Here is a 21,533-nt window from a genome sequence, read left to right as displayed (position 1 = left end):
ACCTTTCAATTTATCTCCTGTTGTCTATGTTTTAAGTAGACAACAAGGAGATATCTATGCTGAAACTGACCCCTTACCTATTTTTTGATGGACGCTGCGACGAAGCTTTAGAGTTTTATAGACAATGTTTTGGTGGCGTCATCTTATCTAAGCAATATTTCAAAGATGCACCACAAGTGGTAGAAGGGGCTGAACCCGATGGGATTATGCACTCAGAATTTGAAGCCTTTGGTATGAAGTTAATGATGTCGGATGGCGTTCATGCCAAGGAGTTACAAGGCAATAACCTCGCGCTCTCATTAGTTACAGAAGATGTTGCCACCCAGGAGCAGATCTTTGAGAAGCTTGAGCAAGGGGGTAGAGTGATGATGCCATTAGCAGACACCTTTTGGGGAGCGCGGTTTGGCAAAGTCGAAGACAAGTTTGGTATTCGCTGGATGATACATTGCGACTTAATGAAATAGATGCGTAAAGTTGCATAGTGAAATTGCTGCCCTATTTGATTAGAATTATAAATTGAGTTGTATAATCAAAGTTATATATAAAATGGGCAGCATAAAGATTACAGTGGACCGTATTCAGCCGGGTCTGCATATACGATTACCGGTTAAGTGGAATGAACACCCATTTTTATTCAATAGCTTCAAAATCAAAGATGAAGAACAAGTCCGAGTTATCCGTCACCTTGGCATTAAGCACGTCTACATAAACCCCAGTCAGAGTGATACGCCCCCACTCCCTGTGGAACAAGTGAGTTTAGGTTCTTCAGATGAAATGTCAGATGCCTCATTAGAAGTTGAGGCTATGTGGAAACACAAACGCGAGAGAATAGAAACTTTGAGTTCTTATCGCCGTAAAGTAAGCCATTGTGAAAAAGAGTTTGAACGCTCTCTCGCTCGCATGCGCGCAATCATGACTAAGATTAGAAATCGCCCTTTAGATGCTGCCGAAGAGGTAAAGTCTTTAGTTGATGATATCGTCGATAAATTTTTGAGTGATGATAATGTGTCACTACACTTAATGACGGGTAATGGTGAATTTGAAGACCTCTATTTTCATTCACTTAATGTCTCGGTTATTGCTTTGATGATTGGCAAAGCCAAAGGGTACAGTAGTGAGCAATTAAAAGAGCTGGCGTTGGGTTCACTTTTCCATGATATCGGAAAGGTAAAAATCCCAGTGGCTATTCTTCGAAAGCAAACCGCTCTAACTGTACCAGAAGCAAACTACTTAAAGCTGCATACCAAATACGGTGTAGATATAGTAGGTGCTATAGAAGGTATGCCTGAAAGCGTTCATAAAGTGATTGCTCAGCATCACGAAATGAATGATGGTTCTGGATACCCTGAAGGGCTCAAAGAAAATGAGATCGATGAGTTTGCCAAAGTCGTAGCTGTGGCGAATGCTTTTGATTCTCTGTGTCATAATAGGATCCCTGCGGAACAAAAAATTCCATACTTAGCGTTGTCTCATCTGTATAAGAGTTGTAAGCATCTATATAGCCACGAAAACTTGAATCACTTGGTTAAGTTAATGGGGGTTTACCCTCCAGGAACGATAGTCCAGTTATCCAATGACTCTATCGGTATTGTTATCTCAGTAAATGCAGACCATATCCTTTACCCTAATGTTTTGATTTATGATCCGAGTGTGCCTAGTACTCAAGCGCCGATCATCGACCTAGCAAGTAAAGATATAAAGATCTCTAGTGCTGTTCATCCGAGTAAATTACCGCAACAAGTACAAGACTACTTAAACCCAAGAGCTAGGATTAGGTACTTTTTTGATAATAACGCCTAACTTATCCACAGAGTGTTGTGGGTATTTTGTATAAAAGTGCGTATATTTTTGTACAAATGAGCCTTTGGATGCTATTTGGTCGCTTAGTCTCTATTTTTCTGTTTTTCTTCAATAAAAGCTTGCCAATGTAAGGAACATCTCTATAATGCCGCCTCACTGACACGGCAGACGCCACAAGGCTTCAGCGAAGAATGTTAGTTCGGCAACTAGCCTAAAGCGATATTTCGCTTCTACTTTTAGAAAGTAGAAATTAATTTTCAAAAAGTGTTTGACACTGAGAATTGAGTCGCTAGAATGGCCGCCTCTTCCGAAGTGATGCAAGTCACAACGAAGAAAAGCTCTTTAACAATTTAAACCTATCAATCTGTGTGGGCACTCGTTGATGAATATCACTAAGTTTGTTTTCGCTTTTAAAAGTAAAGGCAAACAGATTCTTCGGAATCAAAATGATTTCAATGAACTGAGTGACCAATTCGAATTGGTACAGCCTTGAGCTGTTTGATTTCACTTTTTAAAGTGAAAACCAATAAGAGCACAGTCAATTCACTATCGTTAGATAGAATCAGTATTCATTGAGTCAACAAAATCTTAAATTGAAGAGTTTGATCATGGCTCAGATTGAACGCTGGCGGCAGGCCTAACACATGCAAGTCGAGCGGAAACGAGTTATCTGAACCTTCGGGGAACGATAACGGCGTCGAGCGGCGGACGGGTGAGTAATGCCTAGGAAATTGCCTTGATGTGGGGGATAACCATTGGAAACGATGGCTAATACCGCATGATGCCTACGGGCCAAAGAGGGGGACCTTCGGGCCTCTCGCGTCAAGATATGCCTAGGTGGGATTAGCTAGTTGGTGAGGTAATGGCTCACCAAGGCGACGATCCCTAGCTGGTCTGAGAGGATGATCAGCCACACTGGAACTGAGACACGGTCCAGACTCCTACGGGAGGCAGCAGTGGGGAATATTGCACAATGGGCGCAAGCCTGATGCAGCCATGCCGCGTGTATGAAGAAGGCCTTCGGGTTGTAAAGTACTTTCAGCAGTGAGGAAGGGGGTGTCGTTAATAGCGGCATTTCTTGACGTTAGCTGCAGAAGAAGCACCGGCTAACTCCGTGCCAGCAGCCGCGGTAATACGGAGGGTGCGAGCGTTAATCGGAATTACTGGGCGTAAAGCGCATGCAGGTGGTTTGTTAAGTCAGATGTGAAAGCCCGGGGCTCAACCTCGGAACTGCATTTGAAACTGGCAAACTAGAGTACTGTAGAGGGGGGTAGAATTTCAGGTGTAGCGGTGAAATGCGTAGAGATCTGAAGGAATACCAGTGGCGAAGGCGGCCCCCTGGACAGATACTGACACTCAGATGCGAAAGCGTGGGGAGCAAACAGGATTAGATACCCTGGTAGTCCACGCCGTAAACGATGTCTACTTGGAGGTTGTGGCCTTGAGCCGTGGCTTTCGGAGCTAACGCGTTAAGTAGACCGCCTGGGGAGTACGGTCGCAAGATTAAAACTCAAATGAATTGACGGGGGCCCGCACAAGCGGTGGAGCATGTGGTTTAATTCGATGCAACGCGAAGAACCTTACCTACTCTTGACATCCAGAGAACTTTCCAGAGATGGATTGGTGCCTTCGGGAACTCTGAGACAGGTGCTGCATGGCTGTCGTCAGCTCGTGTTGTGAAATGTTGGGTTAAGTCCCGCAACGAGCGCAACCCTTATCCTTGTTTGCCAGCGAGTCATGTCGGGAACTCCAGGGAGACTGCCGGTGATAAACCGGAGGAAGGTGGGGACGACGTCAAGTCATCATGGCCCTTACGAGTAGGGCTACACACGTGCTACAATGGCGCATACAGAGGGCAGCCAACTCGCGAGAGTGAGCGAATCCCAAAAAGTGCGTCGTAGTCCGGATTGGAGTCTGCAACTCGACTCCATGAAGTCGGAATCGCTAGTAATCGTAGATCAGAATGCTACGGTGAATACGTTCCCGGGCCTTGTACACACCGCCCGTCACACCATGGGAGTGGGCTGCAAAAGAAGTGGGTAGTTTAACCTTCGGGAGGACGCTCACCACTTTGTGGTTCATGACTGGGGTGAAGTCGTAACAAGGTAGCCCTAGGGGAACCTGGGGCTGGATCACCTCCTTATACGAAGATATTCACGATAAGTGTCCACACAGATTGATACGGTTTAGAAAGTTAAGAGATATCTTAGTGTCCCGTTCGTCTAGAGGCCTAGGACACCGCCCTTTCACGGCGGTAACAGGGGTTCGACTCCCCTACGGGATACCATCTTTAAGTGCATTTTTAATAGTGCTTTTAAAAATGGTTTCATTAAGAAATCTGCTCTTTAACAATTTGGAAAGCTGACTGATTTAAATAACAGAGTTATTTAAATCAAATTAAAAGTTCTCAATGTTTATCTGCTCTTATTTATTAAGAACAGTAAACACAACACAAACACATTCAAGTGTCTTGTATTAAAAATTGAGTCCGGCAAACACGTAATAAGAACTAACCCTTCTTGTTACAACCAAAAACCTTGGTTGCTATTTTGTCTTCACTTTGAAAAGTGAAAGCAAACAGTCATCAACTCGAAACCTCTTCGGGTTGTATGGTTAAGTGACTAAGCGTACACGGTGGATGCCTTGGCAGTCAGAGGCGACGAAGGACGTATTAACTTGCGATAAGCCCAGATTAGGTAGTAAAAACCTTTTGAGTCTGGGATTTCCGAATGGGGAAACCCACTTACATAAGTAAGTATCTTGTTGTGAATACATAGCAACAAGAGGCAAACCGGGGGAACTGAAACATCTAAGTACCCCGAGGAAGAGAAATCAACCGAGATTCCGAAAGTAGCGGCGAGCGAAATTGGATTAGCCCTTAAGCTTTTAATGATGCAGGTGAAGGCTCTGGAAAGTGCCGCAATAAAGGGTGATAGCCCCGTAACCGACACATCATAATCAGTGAAATCGAGTAGGGCGGGACACGTGATATCCTGTCTGAATATGGGGGGACCATCCTCCAAGGCTAAATACTACTGACTGACCGATAGTGAACCAGTACCGTGAGGGAAAGGCGAAAAGAACCCCTGTGAGGGGAGTGAAATAGAACCTGAAACCGTGTACGTACAAGCAGTAGGAGCACCTTCGTGGTGTGACTGCGTACCTTTTGTATAATGGGTCAGCGACTTATATTCAGTGGCAAGGTTAACCGTTTAGGGGAGCCGTAGGGAAACCGAGTCTTAACTGGGCGTTCAGTCTCTGGATATAGACCCGAAACCAGGTGATCTAGCCATGGGCAGGTTGAAGGTTGAGTAACATCAACTGGAGGACCGAACCGACTAATGTTGAAAAATTAGCGGATGACTTGTGGCTAGGGGTGAAAGGCCAATCAAACCTGGAGATAGCTGGTTCTCCCCGAAAGCTATTTAGGTAGCGCCTCGGACGAATACTACTGGGGGTAGAGCACTGTTAAGGCTAGGGGGTCATCCCGACTTACCAACCCTTTGCAAACTCCGAATACCAGTAAGTACTATCCGGGAGACACACGGCGGGTGCTAACGTCCGTCGTGGAGAGGGAAACAACCCAGACCGCCAGCTAAGGTCCCAAAGTATAGCTAAGTGGGAAACGATGTGGGAAGGCTCAGACAGCCAGGATGTTGGCTTAGAAGCAGCCATCATTTAAAGAAAGCGTAATAGCTCACTGGTCGAGTCGGCCTGCGCGGAAGATGTAACGGGGCTAAGCTATACACCGAAGCTGCGGCTGCACACTTTAGTGTGCGGGGTAGGGGAGCGTTCTGTAAGCCGTTGAAGGTGGTCTGTAAGGGCTGCTGGAGGTATCAGAAGTGCGAATGCTGACATGAGTAACGATAAAGGGAGTGAAAAACTCCCTCGCCGGAAGACCAAGGGTTCCTGTCCAACGTTAATCGGGGCAGGGTAAGTCGACCCCTAAGGCGAGGCCGAAAGGCGTAGTCGATGGGAAACGGGTTAATATTCCCGTACTTCTTACAATTGCGATGGGGGGACGGAGAAGGCTAGGTGGGCCTGGCGACGGTTGTCCAGGTTCAAGTACGTAGGCGGAAGGTTTAGGTAAATCCGGACTTTCTTAACGCTGAGATACGATGTCGAGCCACTACGGTGGTGAAGTCATTGATGCCATGCTTCCAGGAAAAGCCTCTAAGCTTCAGATTGTAAGGAATCGTACCCCAAACCGACACAGGTGGTCGGGTAGAGAATACCAAGGCGCTTGAGAGAACTCGGGTGAAGGAACTAGGCAAAATGGTACCGTAACTTCGGGAGAAGGTACGCTCTTATCGGTGAAGTCCCTCGCGGATGGAGCTGACGAGAGTCGCAGATACCAGGTGGCTGCAACTGTTTATTAAAAACACAGCACTGTGCAAAATCGTAAGATGACGTATACGGTGTGACGCCTGCCCGGTGCCGGAAGGTTAATTGATGGGGTTAGACTTCGGTCGAAGCTCTTGATCGAAGCCCCGGTAAACGGCGGCCGTAACTATAACGGTCCTAAGGTAGCGAAATTCCTTGTCGGGTAAGTTCCGACCTGCACGAATGGCGTAATGATGGCCACGCTGTCTCCACCCGAGACTCAGTGAAATTGAAATCGCTGTGAAGATGCAGTGTACCCGCGGCTAGACGGAAAGACCCCGTGAACCTTTACTACAGCTTGGCACTGAACATTGACCCTACATGTGTAGGATAGGTGGGAGACTTTGAAACCGCGTCGCTAGATGTGGTGGAGTCGTCCTTGAAATACCACCCTTGTAGTGTTGATGTTCTAACGTTGGTCCCTGAATCGGGATTACGGACAGTGCCTGGTGGGTAGTTTGACTGGGGCGGTCTCCTCCCAAAGAGTAACGGAGGAGCACGAAGGTGGGCTAATCACGGTTGGACATCGTGAGGTTAGTGCAATGGCATAAGCCCGCTTGACTGCGAGAATGACAATTCGAGCAGGTGCGAAAGCAGGTCATAGTGATCCGGTGGTTCTGAATGGAAGGGCCATCGCTCAACGGATAAAAGGTACTCCGGGGATAACAGGCTGATACCGCCCAAGAGTTCATATCGACGGCGGTGTTTGGCACCTCGATGTCGGCTCATCACATCCTGGGGCTGAAGTCGGTCCCAAGGGTATGGCTGTTCGCCATTTAAAGTGGTACGCGAGCTGGGTTTAGAACGTCGTGAGACAGTTCGGTCCCTATCTGCCGTGGGCGTTGGAAGATTGAAGGGGGCTGCTCCTAGTACGAGAGGACCGGAGTGGACGAACCTCTGGTGTTCGGGTTGTCATGCCAATGGCATTGCCCGGTAGCTAAGTTCGGAATCGATAACCGCTGAAAGCATCTAAGCGGGAAGCGAGCCCTGAGATGAGTCTTCCCTGGCGCTTTAAGCGTCCTAAAGGGTTGTTCAAGACTAGAACGTTGATAGGCAGGGTGTGTAAGCGCTGTGAGGCGTTGAGCTAACCTGTACTAATTGCCCGTGAGGCTTAACCATACAACACCCAAGGGGTTTTGATGGACTCAAGACATACAAACGCTTGAATGAGTTTGAAGAGAACAAGAAACAGCTTTCCAGATTACTTTTCTGAAAGAAAATCAGAGAAGAAAGAATTTGCTTGGCGACCATAGCGTTGTGGACCCACCTGATTCCATGCCGAACTCAGAAGTGAAACGCAATAGCGCCGATGGTAGTGTGGGGCTTCCCCATGTGAGAGTAGGACATCGCCAGGCTCCAAATTTTGTGCTGGTATGGCTCAGTTGGTAGAGCGCACCCTTGGTAAGGGTGAGGTCCCCAGTTCAAATCTGGGTACTAGCACCATTTATTTTGTTGATTTGATACTTCAAATTAACTACAGAATTTGTTTGACGACCATAGCATTGTGGACCCACCTGATTCCATGCCGAACTCAGAAGTGAAACGCAATAGCGCCGATGGTAGTGTGGGGTTTCCCCATGTGAGAGTAGGACATCGTCAGGCTCAAATTGCTTTAAGCTGAATAGACACTGCGGAGTGGTAGTTCAGTTGGTTAGAATACCGGCCTGTCACGCCGGGGGTCGCGGGTTCGAGTCCCGTCCACTCCGCCACTTAATTTAACCCGATGCGAAAGCGTCGGGTTTTTTTATGTCTGCAAGAAAGCTCCCTTTACAAGGGAGGCGAGTCCCGGTTGCCCGCAACCCCGGCCATTCCGCCACTTATCAGAAAGCCTAGTCTCATGACTAGGCTTTCGTCGTTTCAGGGGTAGGTATTTTGGTCTTCGACCAACGAGTCCCGGTCGCCTGCGACCCCAGCTATTCGGGCGCTTATTTAATCCGATGCGAGAGCGTCGCTAAGTCATGATGATCCCAACTCCAAAAGTTGTTAGGGGTAAGGTGAATGCCGCCAACCCACTTGTCTGCAATCTCACTACGTCTATTGTAGGCAGGGCTAGAGAGGGATATGTGGTTGTTATACCAATCTCTGCTCTCTGACTTTTGGGCTTGCAAGATGGGCTCAGGGCCCTCAGTTAACGGTTTAATGAGAGCCCAAAACATGAGGTCCCCTAAATATACTAAAGGCTCTAGCTTCATATAGCGTTTAAACAGTTCATTGAATTCTAGGCCCTCTTCTTCATTTTTTAAGATATCTATAGTCAGGCGTTCCACTAACCCATGCTTTGAGTCTATGTGGGGGAGTTCCTGTAAGTGTCTAAATATTACTGCTCTAATATTAGGGAAAAGGCCTTGGTCTACTTTGTGGTAGTACTCGACTAGCTTTAAAGGGCTCTTTGAACAGAAAGCTTGCCATAATTCTGTTGCTACCGTTATATGCTCTACAGATACTTTTTTTCTACTATTCCAGAGTGCACGCAGTGCTTCAGGAGGTAGTTGACCTAAACCGATGAACCTTTCTCTACCAGGGAAGGTACTCACCTCGATAATCTCTACCTTAGTAATATTTTGGTATGAAAGTAGATACAAAGATCTAATCAGCATCAATTGATCGTAGTTGTCGTGTTCAACCCATAAAACAATACGTTGATAGTCATTATCTAAGAGTTTACTCGTCGCTTGTTTCGCTTCAGACTTTATTTGCTCAAGCGACTTTTCTACCTCTTTCATCTCAGATAGGAGTCGATCAGAGACATATTCTGCTCTGTTCTCTGAAAGCGTCTCCTCATCCAAAAATAAAGGGCCGATACATAGTGGTTCTATGTATGGGAGGAACTCTCCATTGAATCCTGCTTGTTCTAATGTTGGCTGTATATCATGACCGCAACGTACATGTAGGGTTTGTAAGTCATTGTCTAAAGCAGGTAGAGGAGCGCCATCTGAACTTTTATTTCGGTCCAGGCTATCAATATGAGATAACAACTTACTCCAGCTACTTACCCCTAGCTCTCGTGCTAATGCTAAATGTACGTCTGCCAACTTAACGCTATCAGCAGATAGGAGAGGCTGAGGATGTAGAGCGACTAACCAACGTAAGTCTTCGACTGAGCCCGACCTGATTCGTTTTAGTCGAGATTTCGCGTGTTTTTTTAGGTATGTCAGGTTGAGAGAAAAAGCATTCATATATTCACCATCTCGTAACTTCTGCACTCGCTGATCAGAAGAGAAGGTAAATCAAATTGTAGTTTCCCAAGAGGGAGAAGTTTGATGGCCTTGAGTTTAACTCTTTCCGCGAGTAGGAAGCGCAGGTAACGCTTTGACCAATATATACGAAGGCAGTAGATAACGAAAGCAACAGGCTGAGTTTGTGAGATATTTAATACTATGGAGAGTGTGACAGGTTAGGCTATTCGGTAACTGAACGGTGGAATTGCTTTGGCATAAAGCAGGAGCATTAGATACGAAAAAGCCTCATCGTGTGATGAGGCTTTCTCTAAAATGGCTCCCCCTGCGGGACTCGAACCTGCGACATACGGATTAACAGTCCGCCGTTCTACCAACTGAACTAAGGGGGAATTATTTAAGAAGACAAATCTTCTCAATAATATAAATGGTGCCGACTACCGGAATCGAACTGGTGACCTACTGATTACAAGTCAGTTGCTCTACCTACTGAGCTAAGTCGGCACACTAAATGTGGCTCCCCCTGCGGGACTCGAACCTGCGACATACGGATTAACAGTCCGCCGTTCTACCAACTGAACTAAGGGGGAATTATTCTTAAAGCTTGAAAGAAATGGTGCCGACTACCGGAATCGAACTGGTGACCTACTGATTACAAGTCAGTTGCTCTACCTACTGAGCTAAGTCGGCACTGATAATTTCTTCGTGCTTTACTGCTGTTGTCTTATAGACACCAACAAATAAATTGTGGTGCCCGGAGGCGGAATCGAACCACCGACACGAGGATTTTCAATCCTCTGCTCTACCGACTGAGCTATCCGGGCGACGAGGTGTATTAAACGTGTTTTCCGGTTCTGGGTCAACACTAAATTGCAAAAAAAGTATTGTTTGATGTTTTTCTATACTTAGTGGGGTGTTTTTATCCATTTTGTACGAAAAACCTAGGCCTAGCATGCGCTAAACCAGATGCAGTATGAGTCTAAACTCTCGTAAAAAGTGGTTAAATAAAAAAAAGCACGTATGAAAACGTGCTTTTTTAGTCAGTCAAATGAATGGTGAGTTAGTGTTTTACTTCAAAACGATTAACCCAGGCTTCAAGTTCATTAGAAAGTGAGGCTAGAGTTTGAGTGCTGTTATGGCTTTCAGTCACCACGCTACTCAATTGATTGCCACTCTCTTCGATCATATTGATGCGCTTAGATATGTCGTCGCTCACTTGAGTCTGCTCGGCTGCAGCTGTCGCAATTTGATGACTCATTGAAGAGATAGACTCAAGTGCAATCACAATCTGTTGTAAGGCTTCTGATGCGTTCTGAGACTCTGTTACTGTGCTTTGACTTGTTTCAGCACAGACTTCCATTGTCTGAATGGCATTGCGAGAGCCTTCTTGAAGATTGTTAATCATCAACTGAATCTCTTTGGTGCTGTCTTGCGTTCGGCCAGCTAGGTTGCGAACTTCGTCTGCGACAACAGCAAATCCTCGGCCTTGTTCACCAGCACGTGCGGCTTCAATCGCAGCATTGAGAGCGAGTAGGTTAGTTTGCTCTGCGATGTCACCAATTACGTCTAGTACTTTAACGATGTTGTTTACATCGTTGTCCAAATTAGCAACCGCTTCGCTAGCTGTATTGAGCTGGCCAGCAAGCCCCTGGATGTTGTCTACCGTGTTATGGATGAGGCGTTGGGTATGTTGACTCTGTTTGTCCGCTTCGTCGGTGTTACGCGCTGTATCGCCTGCTGAATCAGCGACGTTGTTTGCAGACGACGCCATTTCAGTCATTGCTGTTGCGATCATTTCTGTTGATTGCTGCTGAGTTTCAGTCAGCTGAGCTATCGAGCCTGCACGGTCTTCTACGTGCTGAAGCTCACCACGGAGCGCTAGCATAGAGGCATTCAAGTTTGAAACCAACTCAGCCAGTGACTGACTCATCTGCTGCACTGCGTGATAGATGCTGCCGTCTTCTGGCTTGGTATCGAATGATGTTTGGATCTTACCTTGCGCTACAGCTTGTACAGCGGCTCTTACATCTTTAGGTTCACCGCCTAGCAGGGCAAGCATACGTTTGATTGAGAAGACTAAACTGGACAGGATTGCCCCTGCGATAGCCAAGCAGAGCAATAGTTGCCATTGAGCTGTTGACCAGAAACGAGCATTAACCTCGTTGAAACCGATGCCTGTACCGACAATCCACCCCCAGTGTGGTGTCTTTTCTGCGATAGACAGCTTCTCTTCAATGGTTCCATCGGGCTGTTTTTGAGTCCAAGTGTATTCAACAATCTGTCCGGTGCGATCGCCAATAACTCTTTGGATAAGTTGACCAACGCTATTGCCATCACCATCTTTAAAGTCATTAAAGCTGGTTCCATGTAGCTGGGGATCAAGTGGCGTTGCCAAAAAGGTCATGTTCTCGTCTGCAACATACACATATTCGTTGTTTTTATATATGTTGCTGCGTAACAGGCGTGTTGCTAGTTGTTTAGCTTGCTCTTCTTCTAGGGTGCCATCAATCGCCATTTTCTCCACTTCTGTGAGAATGCTGTAGGCACTCTTAAATAGCTCTGTAACACGAGCTTTATTGTCAATATTACTGGCGACTCTTAGTGTCCAAAGGCCAGTGGCTGTTAGTGCTAACAGGGCAACCAAAATGATTGCAGATAAGATGTAAGCTTGCGTTTTTAATTTCACGTTTCCTCACACAGCATAAAAATAATCGAGCTGTTTCACCGGATAGTAATCTAAGTGGTGTAGGGCAGATATCGGAAAAATATGAAAGTATGATAGAGATTAAATTTACGACGCAAAAAAAGTAATGATGTGTCGTTTTGTATCGTAAATGTAAGCGGCTGATTGTTTTGTGAGCAAGGATGAAGCTTGTCAGTAGTGCTAAAGAACGGTTGTATTGATGTGTTGTATAGGTTTTCGTTTGAAAGGGTGAATCTCTGAGTGGCAAAAAAGATGTGCTTGATAGCTTGTATCAAAAAGAGGGCTATTAAAAAAGCTCAAACTAGGACGGTTCGACTGAGACATTGCTTTGGCACAAAGCAGGAGCGTTAGATACGAAAAAGCCTCATCATGTGATGAGGCTTTCTCTAAAATGGCTCCCCCTGCGGGACTCGAACCTGCGACATACGGATTAACAGTCCGCCGTTCTACCAACTGAACTAAGGGGGAATTATTTGTGTCAACATCAGGTCTTAAAGACCACTGTTTGTTAACCACCAAATAATGGTGCCTCGAGGCGGAATCGAACCACCGACACGAGGATTTTCAATCCTCTGCTCTACCGACTGAGCTATCGAGGCAAAAGAATGGTGCCGACTACCGGAATCGAACTGGTGACCTACTGATTACAAGTCAGTTGCTCTACCTACTGAGCTAAGTCGGCACACTATATCTTTTACTGAAGACGTTACTCTTCATTTTATATGAAATGATATCAATCATTTCAATTGTATATGGCTCCCCCTGCGGGACTCGAACCTGCGACATACGGATTAACAGTCCGCCGTTCTACCAACTGAACTAAGGGGGAATTATTTGTGTCAACATCAGGTCTTAAAGACCATTATCTGTTAAGCACCAAATAATGGTGCCTCGAGGCGGAATCGAACCACCGACACGAGGATTTTCAATCCTCTGCTCTACCGACTGAGCTATCGAGGCAAAAGAATGGTGCCGACTACCGGAATCGAACTGGTGACCTACTGATTACAAGTCAGTTGCTCTACCTACTGAGCTAAGTCGGCACACTAATATTCTTTGTGCTTTTGTCCGTGCTAATGCTTCCTGTTAAAAAGCGTTGACACCAACAAATCAAATTGTGGTGCCCGGAGGCGGAATCGAACCACCGACACGAGGATTTTCAATCCTCTGCTCTACCGACTGAGCTATCCGGGCAACGGAGCGCTATTAAACGGATTTTCTGCATAACCGTCAACACCTTTTTTCAAAATAATTAAAAAAAACGTTCGTTAGTTGTTTTTTTATTCAAAAGTGAGGGTTAGGTTTTGCCTTGGTTAAACTCTTTTTTGAATTTTGTTACTTTTTCTAAGTATCTACGCGACTCTTTGTTGGGATGCTTTTTGGTTAATGCCCAATAAACTTGATTAGGTTGCAGGGAGTTAAGGTCATTCATGGCGCGTTTTCTATCACGACTAAAGGTATTTAACACTCCTCCCGTGCCTCCGTTGTATGCAGAGATCATGCTGTACTCCAAAGTGGTTGGGTGTCGGATGTCTTTTAAGTAGCGATTTTTAAGAATGTAGAAATACGCAGTACCTGCATCAATGTTGTTTTCTGGATTAAATAAATATTCAGGGCTAGGCTCACCCGATTTATTTTTCACCAGTTGAAAGACATCGCGGCCAGCCGTCTTAGGCACGACCTGCATCAAACCATAGGCGTTAGCCCAACTGACGGCGTAGGGGTTAAAGCTACTCTCAGTTTTGATGATGGCGTAGATAAGATCTTCTGGGATGTCATAGCGCTTTGATGCGCGTTGAACGATGTCTGCGTATTTATAGCTACGCATACTCGCGTGATCAGCCACCATCGGGATCTCAACGTAGTAGGCTTTTTTGAAGTCAACGTTCTTGGTTTTTAGGTTGTTTGCTATTAAGTAATCAGCAAATCGATTGGCGCGCCAAGTCCACTGAATGGGCTTTTTGTCTTGATCAACAACTTGGTTATAGAGGAACGGTTGGCCCTCTAGCTTGATGCTTTTGGAGGAGAAGAGATCGACACTTGCTGGATCATCGGGTGTCAGCAAGGTTGTCATGATGGCATCTTTTAGGTGTTTTTTGGGCTCCGTCGATGCAACTGTCTCGACGGTAATTAGACCTTTAGAGAAGTTTACTTCTGAACGGCTCAAGTAATTGTCTATGTATTTCACATAGTTACTTTTACCTGCAATCTTTACTTCACTGCTACCCCAACGTTTTTGAATGTTACCCGAGAAGCTGTTGATCAGAGCATCGAGTGCACCAGTATCTTTCTCAAATTGACCTGGTAGCTCGGCTAGGTTGCTTGCAAAACGGTTGGTCGGTTCATAGTTGACGTCATAAATGCTCTCAATGAACTCTCGGCTACAACCGGTAAGTAGCATTACCGCTAGGAAGTAACTCAGCTTTTTCATAGATCCTCATACAAAAATGACATCACAGCGCGAGCTATGATGTCATTAAACTTGGTGTAAATAAATGCCTTATTCGCTTGGTGGTGTGTAGCCATCAATCACGACATCTTTACCTTCGAAAAGGAAGTTAACCATTTCTGTCTCAAGCAGTTTTCTATGCTCAGGATCCATCATGTTTAGCTTCTTCTCATTGATAAGCATGGTCTGTTTGCTTTGCCATTGTGCCCATGCTTCTTTAGAAATATTGTCGAAAATACGCTTACCTAAGTCACCTGGGTAAAGTTGAAAATCTAAGCCTTCAGCATCTTTCTGTAGGCGAGCACAAAATACAGTGCGGCTCATAATGGTTCCTCTTGTCGTATTCGTCTGTTTAAACGTCATCGTTTAATTCAAAGGTTAGGCTTTCCAATAGCTGTTTAACAGGAGCAGCTAGGCCTATCTCTTCAGGTTTTGATAAGTTATACCAGAGACCCTTTGTCCCTTCCATTATCAAATCTGGTTGTTTGTCTAATTTTACTAAGACAGGGGTGATATCTAAGTGGTAATGGCTAAAGGTATGCCTAAACGCAATCAGAGTCTCTTGGTTTTCTATGGAAGCTGAACCAATCGAGCGGATGTCGAGTTGGTGTTCAATCTCCTGATTTTCATGTTGAGGGAAGCAGAATAGCCCTCCCCAGATGCCGGATTGCGGTCGTTGTTCCAACCAAACCTGATTGTCGTGATAAAGAATCACAAACCAAGTCTCTTTTACAGGCTTCTCTTTCTTGGGCTTCTTACCCGGAAAATCGAGCTGACGGCCGAGCTTATTTGCCTCACACATCGATTCAATTGGACACAAGGTGCACTTCGGCTTGCTTCGAGTACACACCATAGCGCCCATATCCATCATAGCTTGGTTGTACTTATCGACATCTTGTTTGGGAGTATTTGACTCAGCATGTTCCCAAAGCTGATTTTCGACCTTTTTCTGTCCTGGCCAACCTTCGACGGCAAAGCTTCTAGCTAGGGTTCGCTTTACGTTGCCGTCTAAAATCGCATGAGGCTGCTTATAGACAGATGACAGCACGGCTGCAGCGGTTGAGCGTCCAATGCCGGGTAGGGCGTTCATCTCTTCAATGTCGGTTGGAAACTCTCCACCATACTCAGTGGCAACAATCTTTGCGGCTTTGTGTAGGTTACGCGCTCTTGCGTAGTAACCAAGGCCTGTCCAAAGGTGTAACACTTCATCTTGCTCTGCATTGGCAAGATCGATAACGGTTGGAAAGCGCTCCAGAAACCGTTGGTAATATGGGATCACAGTAGCGACTTGCGTCTGCTGGAGCATGATCTCAGAGAGCCAAACGGAGTAGGCGGTTTTGTTTTGTTGCCATGGGAGTTCTTTGCGCCCATAGGCGTCATACCACTTTAATATGGCGGATGCGAAAGGAGTCACGACTTGCTCATTGCTTTGCTATTATTAGAAACGAAATTGCACCACACTTGTGGTTGGATGTAAAACAGACAAATTGTGTGGGAATTTATCAGCAGAAAGACTTGCACAGACGGCAATTCTTTGGATAATCCCCGCTTTGATTAATCAATGTGCAGGCAAAAATCAATGAGTGAAGTGACCACTAACGAATATACTGAAGACGGCAAACTGGTTCGTAAGATCCGCAGCTTTGTTCGCCGCGAAGGCCGCTTAACCAAAGGCCAAGAGAACGCGATGAACGAGTGTTGGCCAACTATGGGTATCGACTACAACCCAGAACTTCTAGATTGGAAAGAAGTTTTCGGTAACGATAACCCTGTAGTACTAGAGATCGGCTTTGGTATGGGTGCATCACTGGTTGAAATGGCAAAGAATGCGCCAGAGAAAAACTTTTTAGGTATCGAAGTTCACAGTCCAGGTGTTGGTGCATGTCTTGGTACTGCACGCGATGCTGGCGTAACTAACCTACGCGTGATGTGTCACGATGCGGTTGAAGTGTTCGAGCACATGATCCCAGATAGCAGCCTTCATACGCTACAGCTATTCTTCCCAGACCCGTGGCACAAAGCGCGTCACCACAAGCGTCGTATTGTTAAAGCTGAGTTTGCTGAGATGGTTCGTGCGAAGCTACACCTTGAAACAGGTATCTTCCACATGGCGACTGACTGGGAAAACTACGCAGAGCACATGATCGAAGTGATGAACGCGGCTCCTGGCTTCGAGAATATCGCAGAAGAGGGTGATTTCATTCCTCGCCCAGATGATCGCCCACTAACTAAGTTTGAAGCTCGTGGTCACCGTTTAGGCCACGGCGTATGGGATATTAAGTACAAACGTACTAAGTAATTTAAAATAAAGTGAGTCAGTTCAATTACTGAGCAATTGTCCCTACACTTTGTAGTATTGATTAAAGCCAACATTATTGTAATGTTGGCTTTTTTGTCCTTAGCTGATGAATAATACCAATCGTAGTAAATAATTGCTCACCCTAGATTGTTAAAATGCTCGATAACTGCGTTAGAATTTTTGATTGTAGAATAACTACTTATCGAAAAATGCTGCCTTGTTCTCAAGCCTTTTTCCTGCGCTATTTTTGATCACTTACTTACTGTGATTGGTATAAATCAATGGTGTGACACGCCAGCCTTACAAGAATAACAATACAGAAGTACACAAGCATGAAACCGACACAAGCTATTTTGGCGGAGATTCTAGAAGAAGTTCGCCCTTTGATTGGCCAAGGAAAAGTGGCTGATTACATTCCGGCTCTGGCCAAAGTTTCGAATCAAAAGCTTGCTATTGCCGTTTACACCAATGAAGGTGAGGTGATCCAAGCAGGTGATGCAGAAGAAGCGTTCTCTATTCAGTCAATCTCTAAGGCGCTTAGTTTGACACTGGCTATGGTGCTCTATAAGCCAGAAGAGATTTGGCAACGTGTGGGCAAAGAGCCTTCCGGCCAAGCGTTTAACTCGATGATTCAGTTAGAGATGGAACACGGTATTCCACGTAATCCGTTTATCAATGCGGGTGCGATCGTGGTTTCAGATTTATTGCACAGTCGCCTATCTGCACCAAGACAGCGTTTGTTGGAGTTTGTACGTCAGCTCTCTGGTGATACGCATATTGTTTACGACAAGATAGTGGCCGCCTCTGAGATGATGCACAGTGATCGCAATGCGGCGATTGCTTATTTGATGCGCTCATTTGGTAACTTCGACAATGAAGTGATTCCGGTATTGAATAATTACTTCCATGCTTGTGCGCTTAAAATGACTTGTGTCGATTTAGCGAAGACCTTTAGTTACCTAGCGAATAAAGGCACTTCAGTACAGACTAAGAAGCAGGTGATTACTCCAACTCAAACGAAACAGTTAAATGCATTGCTTGCGACTTGTGGTTTGTATGATGGTGCTGGTGAATTTGCATATCGCGTTGGTATGCCGGGTAAATCTGGTGTCGGCGGTGGCATCATCGCTATCGTACCGGGAGAGATGACGATTGCTGTGTGGTCTCCAGAGCTTGATCCTTCTGGCAACTCATTGGCTGGCACCAAGGCTCTCGAACTGCTTTCAGAGCGTATTGGTCGCTCGATTTTTTAGAAGAAAGATGCGAGATGCGAGCACGGACTTCGTCCTATAGAGCGCTTCGCTGTGGTGTAGGTTAGAGATCCCCAACTCACTCGTTCCTCGTTCTTGAGGATGACGAAGTTAAGCTAGTGTTTCAATTACAAATGACAGTATTTACCGTCATTCCCGATAGCGACGAAGGAGCGTAGTCGGGAATCTGTTTTTTTCTTCGCGCAAGCTAAAAAAGGGTTGACCCTAAAGCCAACCCTTTCATCATTTTTCTCGAATCTCGAATCTCGAATCTCGAATCTCGAATCTCGAATCTCGAATCTCGAATCTCGAATCTCGAATCTCGAATCTCGAATCTCGAACTAATCGTCCTCTTCCGCCATAAAGGCTTCTAACAGGTCATTGAGGAACAGCTTTCCTTTTTCGGTGATTTGCCAGTGAGTATCGGTTTCGCTCAAGTAACCTAGCTCTTTTGCCCATTCAATTGTTGGCTGAACCGCTTCAAAGCCCAGCCCTGTCGCATCTAAGAAGTCTTGCTTTGGACAGGCCTCCATTAAGCGGAAGCGGTTCATGAAGAATTCAAATGGCCTATCTTCATTGCCCACTTCAAACTCATCCGAAAGATAAGGTTTAGCAAGGTTTTGATACGCAGCGAGATAGCCTCTAGGGTGTTTAACCTTAGTGGTGCGTACGATTCTACCATCGCTAAAGCTCAGTTTACCGTGAGAGCCACAACCGATGCCGAGGTAGTCACCAAAGCGCCAGTAGTTGAGGTTGTGCTGACATTGATAGCCAGGCTTACTGTAGCCAGAGATCTCATATTGCACATAACCTGCATCAGCCAGTTTTTTATGCCCCAGCTCAAAAATATCCCATAGGTCATCATCGTCCGGCAGCGTAGGTGGCTTGTAGTAGAACATGGTATTAGGCTCAATAGTGAGCTGATACCAAGACAGATGTGGTGGATCGAGCTCGATCGCCTTATCTAGATCTGCCAGAGCTTGATCAATGCTTTGATCCGGCAAACCATGCATAAGATCGAGGTTAAAGCTGTTTAGGCCGATCTTATGTGCAAGATGAGCCGCGTTGACCGCTTCATCTTGGCCGTGAATGCGTCCTAGCCGTTCTAATTTTTCTTGCTCAAAGCTTTGCACGCCGACCGAGATACGTGTGACTCCTGCCCCTCGATAACCGGCAAAGCGTTCCGCCTCGATGGTGCCAGGGTTTGCCTCCATGGTGATCTCGATATCAGCCTTAAACGGGATACGTTGCTCAATCCCTTTAAGCATTCGCTCGATACCTTTAGGGGAGAATAAGCTCGGTGTTCCACCGCCAATAAAGATCGAGTGTAGAGGTCTCGGCGACTGGTTGAGGTGATATCTTTCAATATCAGTATCAAGATCCTCAAGCAGGGCATCAATATACTCGTTCTCCGGTATGTCGGCTTTTAGAGCATGTGAGTTAAAGTCGCAGTATGGGCATTTCTGGACACACCACGGGATGTGAACATACAGGCTCAGAGCTGGTGGAATCAGTGTCGCTTGACTCATTACTGAGCTTGCTCTTTTAGCGTTTTGAACAACGTAGCCAGTGCTTTACCACGGTGAGATAGCTGCTTTTTACGTGTTGGTTCAAGCTCCGCTGAGGCGCAGTTATCTTCAGGTACGAAGAAGATAGGGTCGTAACCGAAGCCGTTGTCGCCATGCGCTTCAGTTAGGATTCGGCCTTCCCATTTACCATGACAGACGATAGGTGTTGGATCGTTCTCGTGACGCATTAATACTAAAACACAGTGGAAGCGGGCGGTACGCTCGGCTTCTGGCACACCTTCCATCGCCTTTAGAAGCTTTTCTAAGTTCTCTTGATCTGATGCATCTTCGCCAGCGTAGCGTGCTGAGTAGATGCCTGGTGCGCCTTTTAGGTAGTCAACTTCTAGACCAGAGTCATCCGCAATGGCTGCAAGCCCTGTTTCTTTGGCTGCATGACGCGCTTTAATGATCGCATTTTCGATGAAAGTAGTTCCGGTTTCTGCAACCTCAGACACGTTGAATTCACTTTGTGCTAAAACTTCAAAGCCAAAGTCAGACAGAAGATCTGCCATTTCGCGAACTTTGCCTTGATTGCCGGTAGCTAGAACGATCTTATTCATGGGTAACTCTACATTTAAATAGTGGAAGTGAAGAGGTTACTCTTCAACATAAAATTTTTGGGTAAAACGAAGCGGGCCTGCACCTTTTAAGCCAGAGTTAACATCGATATCAAATGTGATGTTCTCTTCGTGTGTGATTGGGAACTCGGCGAGGTAATAGATCGCATCGCCTTCTTTGATCTCACGAAACTCCAGAGTCCGAGTATTGCCGACTAAGTTTCTTGCAGTTCCAGAGATTTTAGCAGTCGTAGCGGGTTTGCCTAGTGCAGAAGTATCTAGAATGCTGATGTTTAAGATGGCTGAGTAGTTGTTTCTTTTTAACTGGTACTGCTTAGCCACCTGAGCGGTGAGGAATGTTGAGTTGAATGCAGAGTAGTGCACCTCAACGTCTTTGATGTTTTTAAATTGCCCCGCCCAAGTTGGCAGCGCAATCAAGCTTGTAAGTAGTGCTGTAATCCATAAACGCATAGTGACTCCAATAAATAGCAAAAAGCCATCACAAGATGGCTTTAATTTCGTTCGGTATTTGGCTAGGGGAACATATTCGAACTTGTTTATGTCGACCTAGCTCGCCCTTTTCGATCATAACCAGTCCTTTCGCGACTTTAAATTGCTTCGATAGATACTTGGTTAAATGGGCATTTGCTTTGCCATCAACAGGAGGTGCTGTGATGGCGATTTTTAACTCTTCACCATGCAAGCCGATGATTTTGTCTCGGCTTGCTTTAGGTTGGATGTAAAGCCGTAGAAGAATGTCATCTTCCTCTCTCCAAACGGCCACAGACATTATAGTTGGAACCAGATCGGGCCAACCAGATCACCCATCAAGAAGTTAGCAAACTGCAGAACAATAAACAGCACTAATACACTAAGGTCGAAACCACCCATATCAGGAAGAATTCGGCGGATTGGGATTAGCATTGGTTCTGTAAGTTGATGGAATACATACTCGATTGGGCTACGACCTTGGCTAACCCAGCTTAGGATTGCGCGGATCAATAGTACCCAGAACAGTAGGCCACCTGCCGCTTTCAGTAGTGAAAGAGCCCCAAATATTAGGAAGCTGATGTCAAATACGGCAGCGCCACCTGAGATGATCAGATTGAGGGCAACAAACTTCAGTACGCACAATGCGTAGGCAAACAATACTGTCGCCATATCAATGCTACCGATTGATGGAATGACACGACGCAGTGGGGCTACAACCGGTTGAGTGGCTTTTACGATGAATTGTGAGAACGGGTTGTAGAAGTCAGCACGTGACGCCTGCAACCAAATACGTAAGATCACCACCATGATATAGAGATCAAAAATGGTCGAGATCAAAAAGCTCATCGAGTTCAT

The 21,533-nt window shown here is 45.8% G+C and carries 14 protein-coding genes, 15 tRNA genes and 4 rRNA genes; 11 read left to right on the top strand and 22 right to left on the bottom strand.

The features are described 5' to 3' along the window. Positions 1–56: 56 nt before the first annotated feature. From vsple_RS12170 to vsple_RS12130, 9 genes are all read left to right on the top strand, one after another. Positions 57–464, top strand: coding sequence for a VOC family protein (locus vsple_RS12170; protein WP_261882122.1), 408 nt, complete (start codon positions 57–59; stop codon positions 462–464). 82 nt (positions 465–546) lie between these two features. After that, positions 547–1,800 (top strand): cyclic di-GMP phosphodiesterase, encoded by a 1,254-nt coding sequence (locus vsple_RS12165; protein WP_261883168.1) that lies wholly within the window; start codon positions 547–549, stop codon positions 1,798–1,800. A 590-nt stretch (positions 1,801–2,390) separates the two neighbouring features. Then, a 16S ribosomal RNA gene (locus tag vsple_RS12160) occupies positions 2,391–3,943 on the top strand. Between the two features lie 68 nt (positions 3,944–4,011). After that, a tRNA-Glu gene (locus tag vsple_RS12155) sits at positions 4,012–4,087 on the top strand. A gap of 324 nt (positions 4,088–4,411) precedes the next feature. Continuing rightward, positions 4,412–7,302 (top strand): 23S ribosomal RNA (locus vsple_RS12150). 120 nt (positions 7,303–7,422) lie between these two features. Beyond that, a 5S ribosomal RNA gene (gene rrf / locus vsple_RS12145) occupies positions 7,423–7,538 on the top strand. A gap of 12 nt (positions 7,539–7,550) precedes the next feature. Beyond that, a tRNA-Thr gene (locus vsple_RS12140) sits at positions 7,551–7,626 on the top strand. A 43-nt stretch (positions 7,627–7,669) separates the two neighbouring features. Beyond that, positions 7,670–7,785, top strand: a 5S ribosomal RNA gene (gene rrf / locus vsple_RS12135). The 16S, 23S and 5S rRNA genes sit together here with 3 tRNA genes alongside, the layout of an rRNA operon. A 30-nt stretch (positions 7,786–7,815) precedes the next feature. Then, positions 7,816–7,892: transfer RNA gene (locus vsple_RS12130), tRNA-Asp, on the top strand. Between the two features lie 216 nt (positions 7,893–8,108). On the opposite strand, the gene vsple_RS12125 is transcribed toward vsple_RS12130, so the two are convergent. The 17 genes from vsple_RS12125 to mutY form a co-directional block, all read right to left on the bottom strand. Then, a complete protein-coding gene (locus vsple_RS12125; protein ID WP_261882121.1) occupies positions 8,109–9,359 on the bottom strand; it encodes a DUF1835 domain-containing protein in 1,251 nt (416 codons plus the stop codon). Between the two features lie 316 nt (positions 9,360–9,675). Then, positions 9,676–9,751: transfer RNA gene (locus vsple_RS12120), tRNA-Asn, on the bottom strand. 36 nt (positions 9,752–9,787) lie between these two features. After that, a tRNA-Thr gene (locus vsple_RS12115) sits at positions 9,788–9,863 on the bottom strand. 10 nt (positions 9,864–9,873) lie between these two features. After that, positions 9,874–9,949, bottom strand: a tRNA-Asn gene (locus vsple_RS12110). A 24-nt stretch (positions 9,950–9,973) separates the two neighbouring features. Further along, positions 9,974–10,049 (bottom strand) — tRNA-Thr (locus tag vsple_RS12105). A 58-nt stretch (positions 10,050–10,107) separates the two neighbouring features. Then, a tRNA-Phe gene (locus tag vsple_RS12100) sits at positions 10,108–10,183 on the bottom strand. Positions 10,184–10,419: 236 nt separating this feature from the next. Beyond that, the gene (locus tag vsple_RS12095; RefSeq protein ID WP_261882120.1) at positions 10,420–12,045 is read right to left on the bottom strand and encodes a methyl-accepting chemotaxis protein; all 1,626 of its coding nucleotides are present in this window, start codon (positions 12,043–12,045) and stop codon (positions 10,420–10,422) included. Between the two features lie 410 nt (positions 12,046–12,455). Further along, positions 12,456–12,531, bottom strand: a tRNA-Asn gene (locus vsple_RS12090). A gap of 55 nt (positions 12,532–12,586) precedes the next feature. Next, positions 12,587–12,662, bottom strand: a tRNA-Phe gene (locus vsple_RS12085). Between the two features lie 7 nt (positions 12,663–12,669). Then, positions 12,670–12,745 (bottom strand) — tRNA-Thr (locus vsple_RS12080). Positions 12,746–12,816: 71 nt separating this feature from the next. After that, positions 12,817–12,892 (bottom strand) — tRNA-Asn (locus vsple_RS12075). Positions 12,893–12,947: 55 nt separating this feature from the next. After that, positions 12,948–13,023, bottom strand: a tRNA-Phe gene (locus vsple_RS12070). A 7-nt stretch (positions 13,024–13,030) separates the two neighbouring features. Continuing rightward, positions 13,031–13,106 (bottom strand) — tRNA-Thr (locus vsple_RS12065). A gap of 75 nt (positions 13,107–13,181) precedes the next feature. Further along, positions 13,182–13,257, bottom strand: a tRNA-Phe gene (locus vsple_RS12060). A gap of 103 nt (positions 13,258–13,360) precedes the next feature. After that, on the bottom strand, positions 13,361–14,494 hold the full coding sequence (gene mltC, locus vsple_RS12055; protein WP_261882119.1) for a membrane-bound lytic murein transglycosylase MltC: 1,134 nt from the start codon (positions 14,492–14,494) through the stop codon (positions 13,361–13,363). A 69-nt stretch (positions 14,495–14,563) separates the two neighbouring features. Continuing rightward, the gene (locus vsple_RS12050) at positions 14,564–14,836 is read right to left on the bottom strand and encodes an oxidative damage protection protein (RefSeq protein ID WP_255229863.1); all 273 of its coding nucleotides are present in this window, start codon (positions 14,834–14,836) and stop codon (positions 14,564–14,566) included. Positions 14,837–14,864: 28 nt separating this feature from the next. Further along, positions 14,865–15,926 (bottom strand): A/G-specific adenine glycosylase, encoded by a 1,062-nt coding sequence (gene mutY / locus vsple_RS12045; protein ID WP_261882118.1) that lies wholly within the window; start codon positions 15,924–15,926, stop codon positions 14,865–14,867. Positions 15,927–16,091: 165 nt separating this feature from the next. Here mutY and trmB point away from each other — a divergent pair, with 165 nt between their 5' ends. Both trmB and glsB read left to right on the top strand, forming a co-directional pair. Next, on the top strand, positions 16,092–16,811 hold the full coding sequence (trmB, locus tag vsple_RS12040) for a tRNA (guanosine(46)-N7)-methyltransferase TrmB (RefSeq protein WP_261882117.1): 720 nt from the start codon (positions 16,092–16,094) through the stop codon (positions 16,809–16,811). Positions 16,812–17,143: 332 nt separating this feature from the next. Further along, positions 17,144–18,064, top strand: a complete 921-nt coding sequence (gene glsB / locus vsple_RS12035; protein ID WP_261882116.1) for a glutaminase B — start codon at positions 17,144–17,146, stop codon at positions 18,062–18,064. A 338-nt stretch (positions 18,065–18,402) separates the two neighbouring features. Here the strand turns inward: glsB and hemW are convergent, their stop codons facing one another. From hemW to vsple_RS12010, 5 genes are read right to left on the bottom strand one after another with little or no spacing between them, the layout of a single operon-like run. Continuing rightward, the gene (gene hemW / locus vsple_RS12030) at positions 18,403–19,590 is read right to left on the bottom strand and encodes a radical SAM family heme chaperone HemW (RefSeq protein WP_261882115.1); all 1,188 of its coding nucleotides are present in this window, start codon (positions 19,588–19,590) and stop codon (positions 18,403–18,405) included. Next, on the bottom strand, positions 19,590–20,189 hold the full coding sequence (locus vsple_RS12025; RefSeq protein ID WP_239841281.1) for an XTP/dITP diphosphatase: 600 nt from the start codon (positions 20,187–20,189) through the stop codon (positions 19,590–19,592). The genes hemW and vsple_RS12025 overlap by 1 nt, the downstream gene beginning before the upstream one ends. Before the next feature lie 36 nt (positions 20,190–20,225). Further along, complete coding sequence (locus tag vsple_RS12020; protein WP_255229869.1) at positions 20,226–20,657, bottom strand: DUF4426 domain-containing protein; 432 nt, start codon at positions 20,655–20,657, stop codon at positions 20,226–20,228. A 28-nt stretch (positions 20,658–20,685) separates the two neighbouring features. After that, positions 20,686–20,976 (bottom strand): DUF167 family protein YggU, encoded by a 291-nt coding sequence (yggU, locus tag vsple_RS12015; protein ID WP_255229870.1) that lies wholly within the window; start codon positions 20,974–20,976, stop codon positions 20,686–20,688. Continuing rightward, positions 20,976–21,533 carry a YggT family protein gene (locus vsple_RS12010; RefSeq protein WP_255229871.1) on the bottom strand — a complete coding sequence of 186 codons (558 nt, stop codon included), beginning with the start codon at positions 21,531–21,533 and terminating at the stop codon, positions 20,976–20,978. The genes yggU and vsple_RS12010 overlap by 1 nt, the downstream gene beginning before the upstream one ends.

Source organism: Vibrio pelagius (assembly GCF_024347575.1).
Lineage (GTDB): Bacteria > Pseudomonadota > Gammaproteobacteria > Enterobacterales > Vibrionaceae > Vibrio > Vibrio pelagius.
This window is presented reverse-complemented; position numbering and strand designations above follow the sequence as displayed.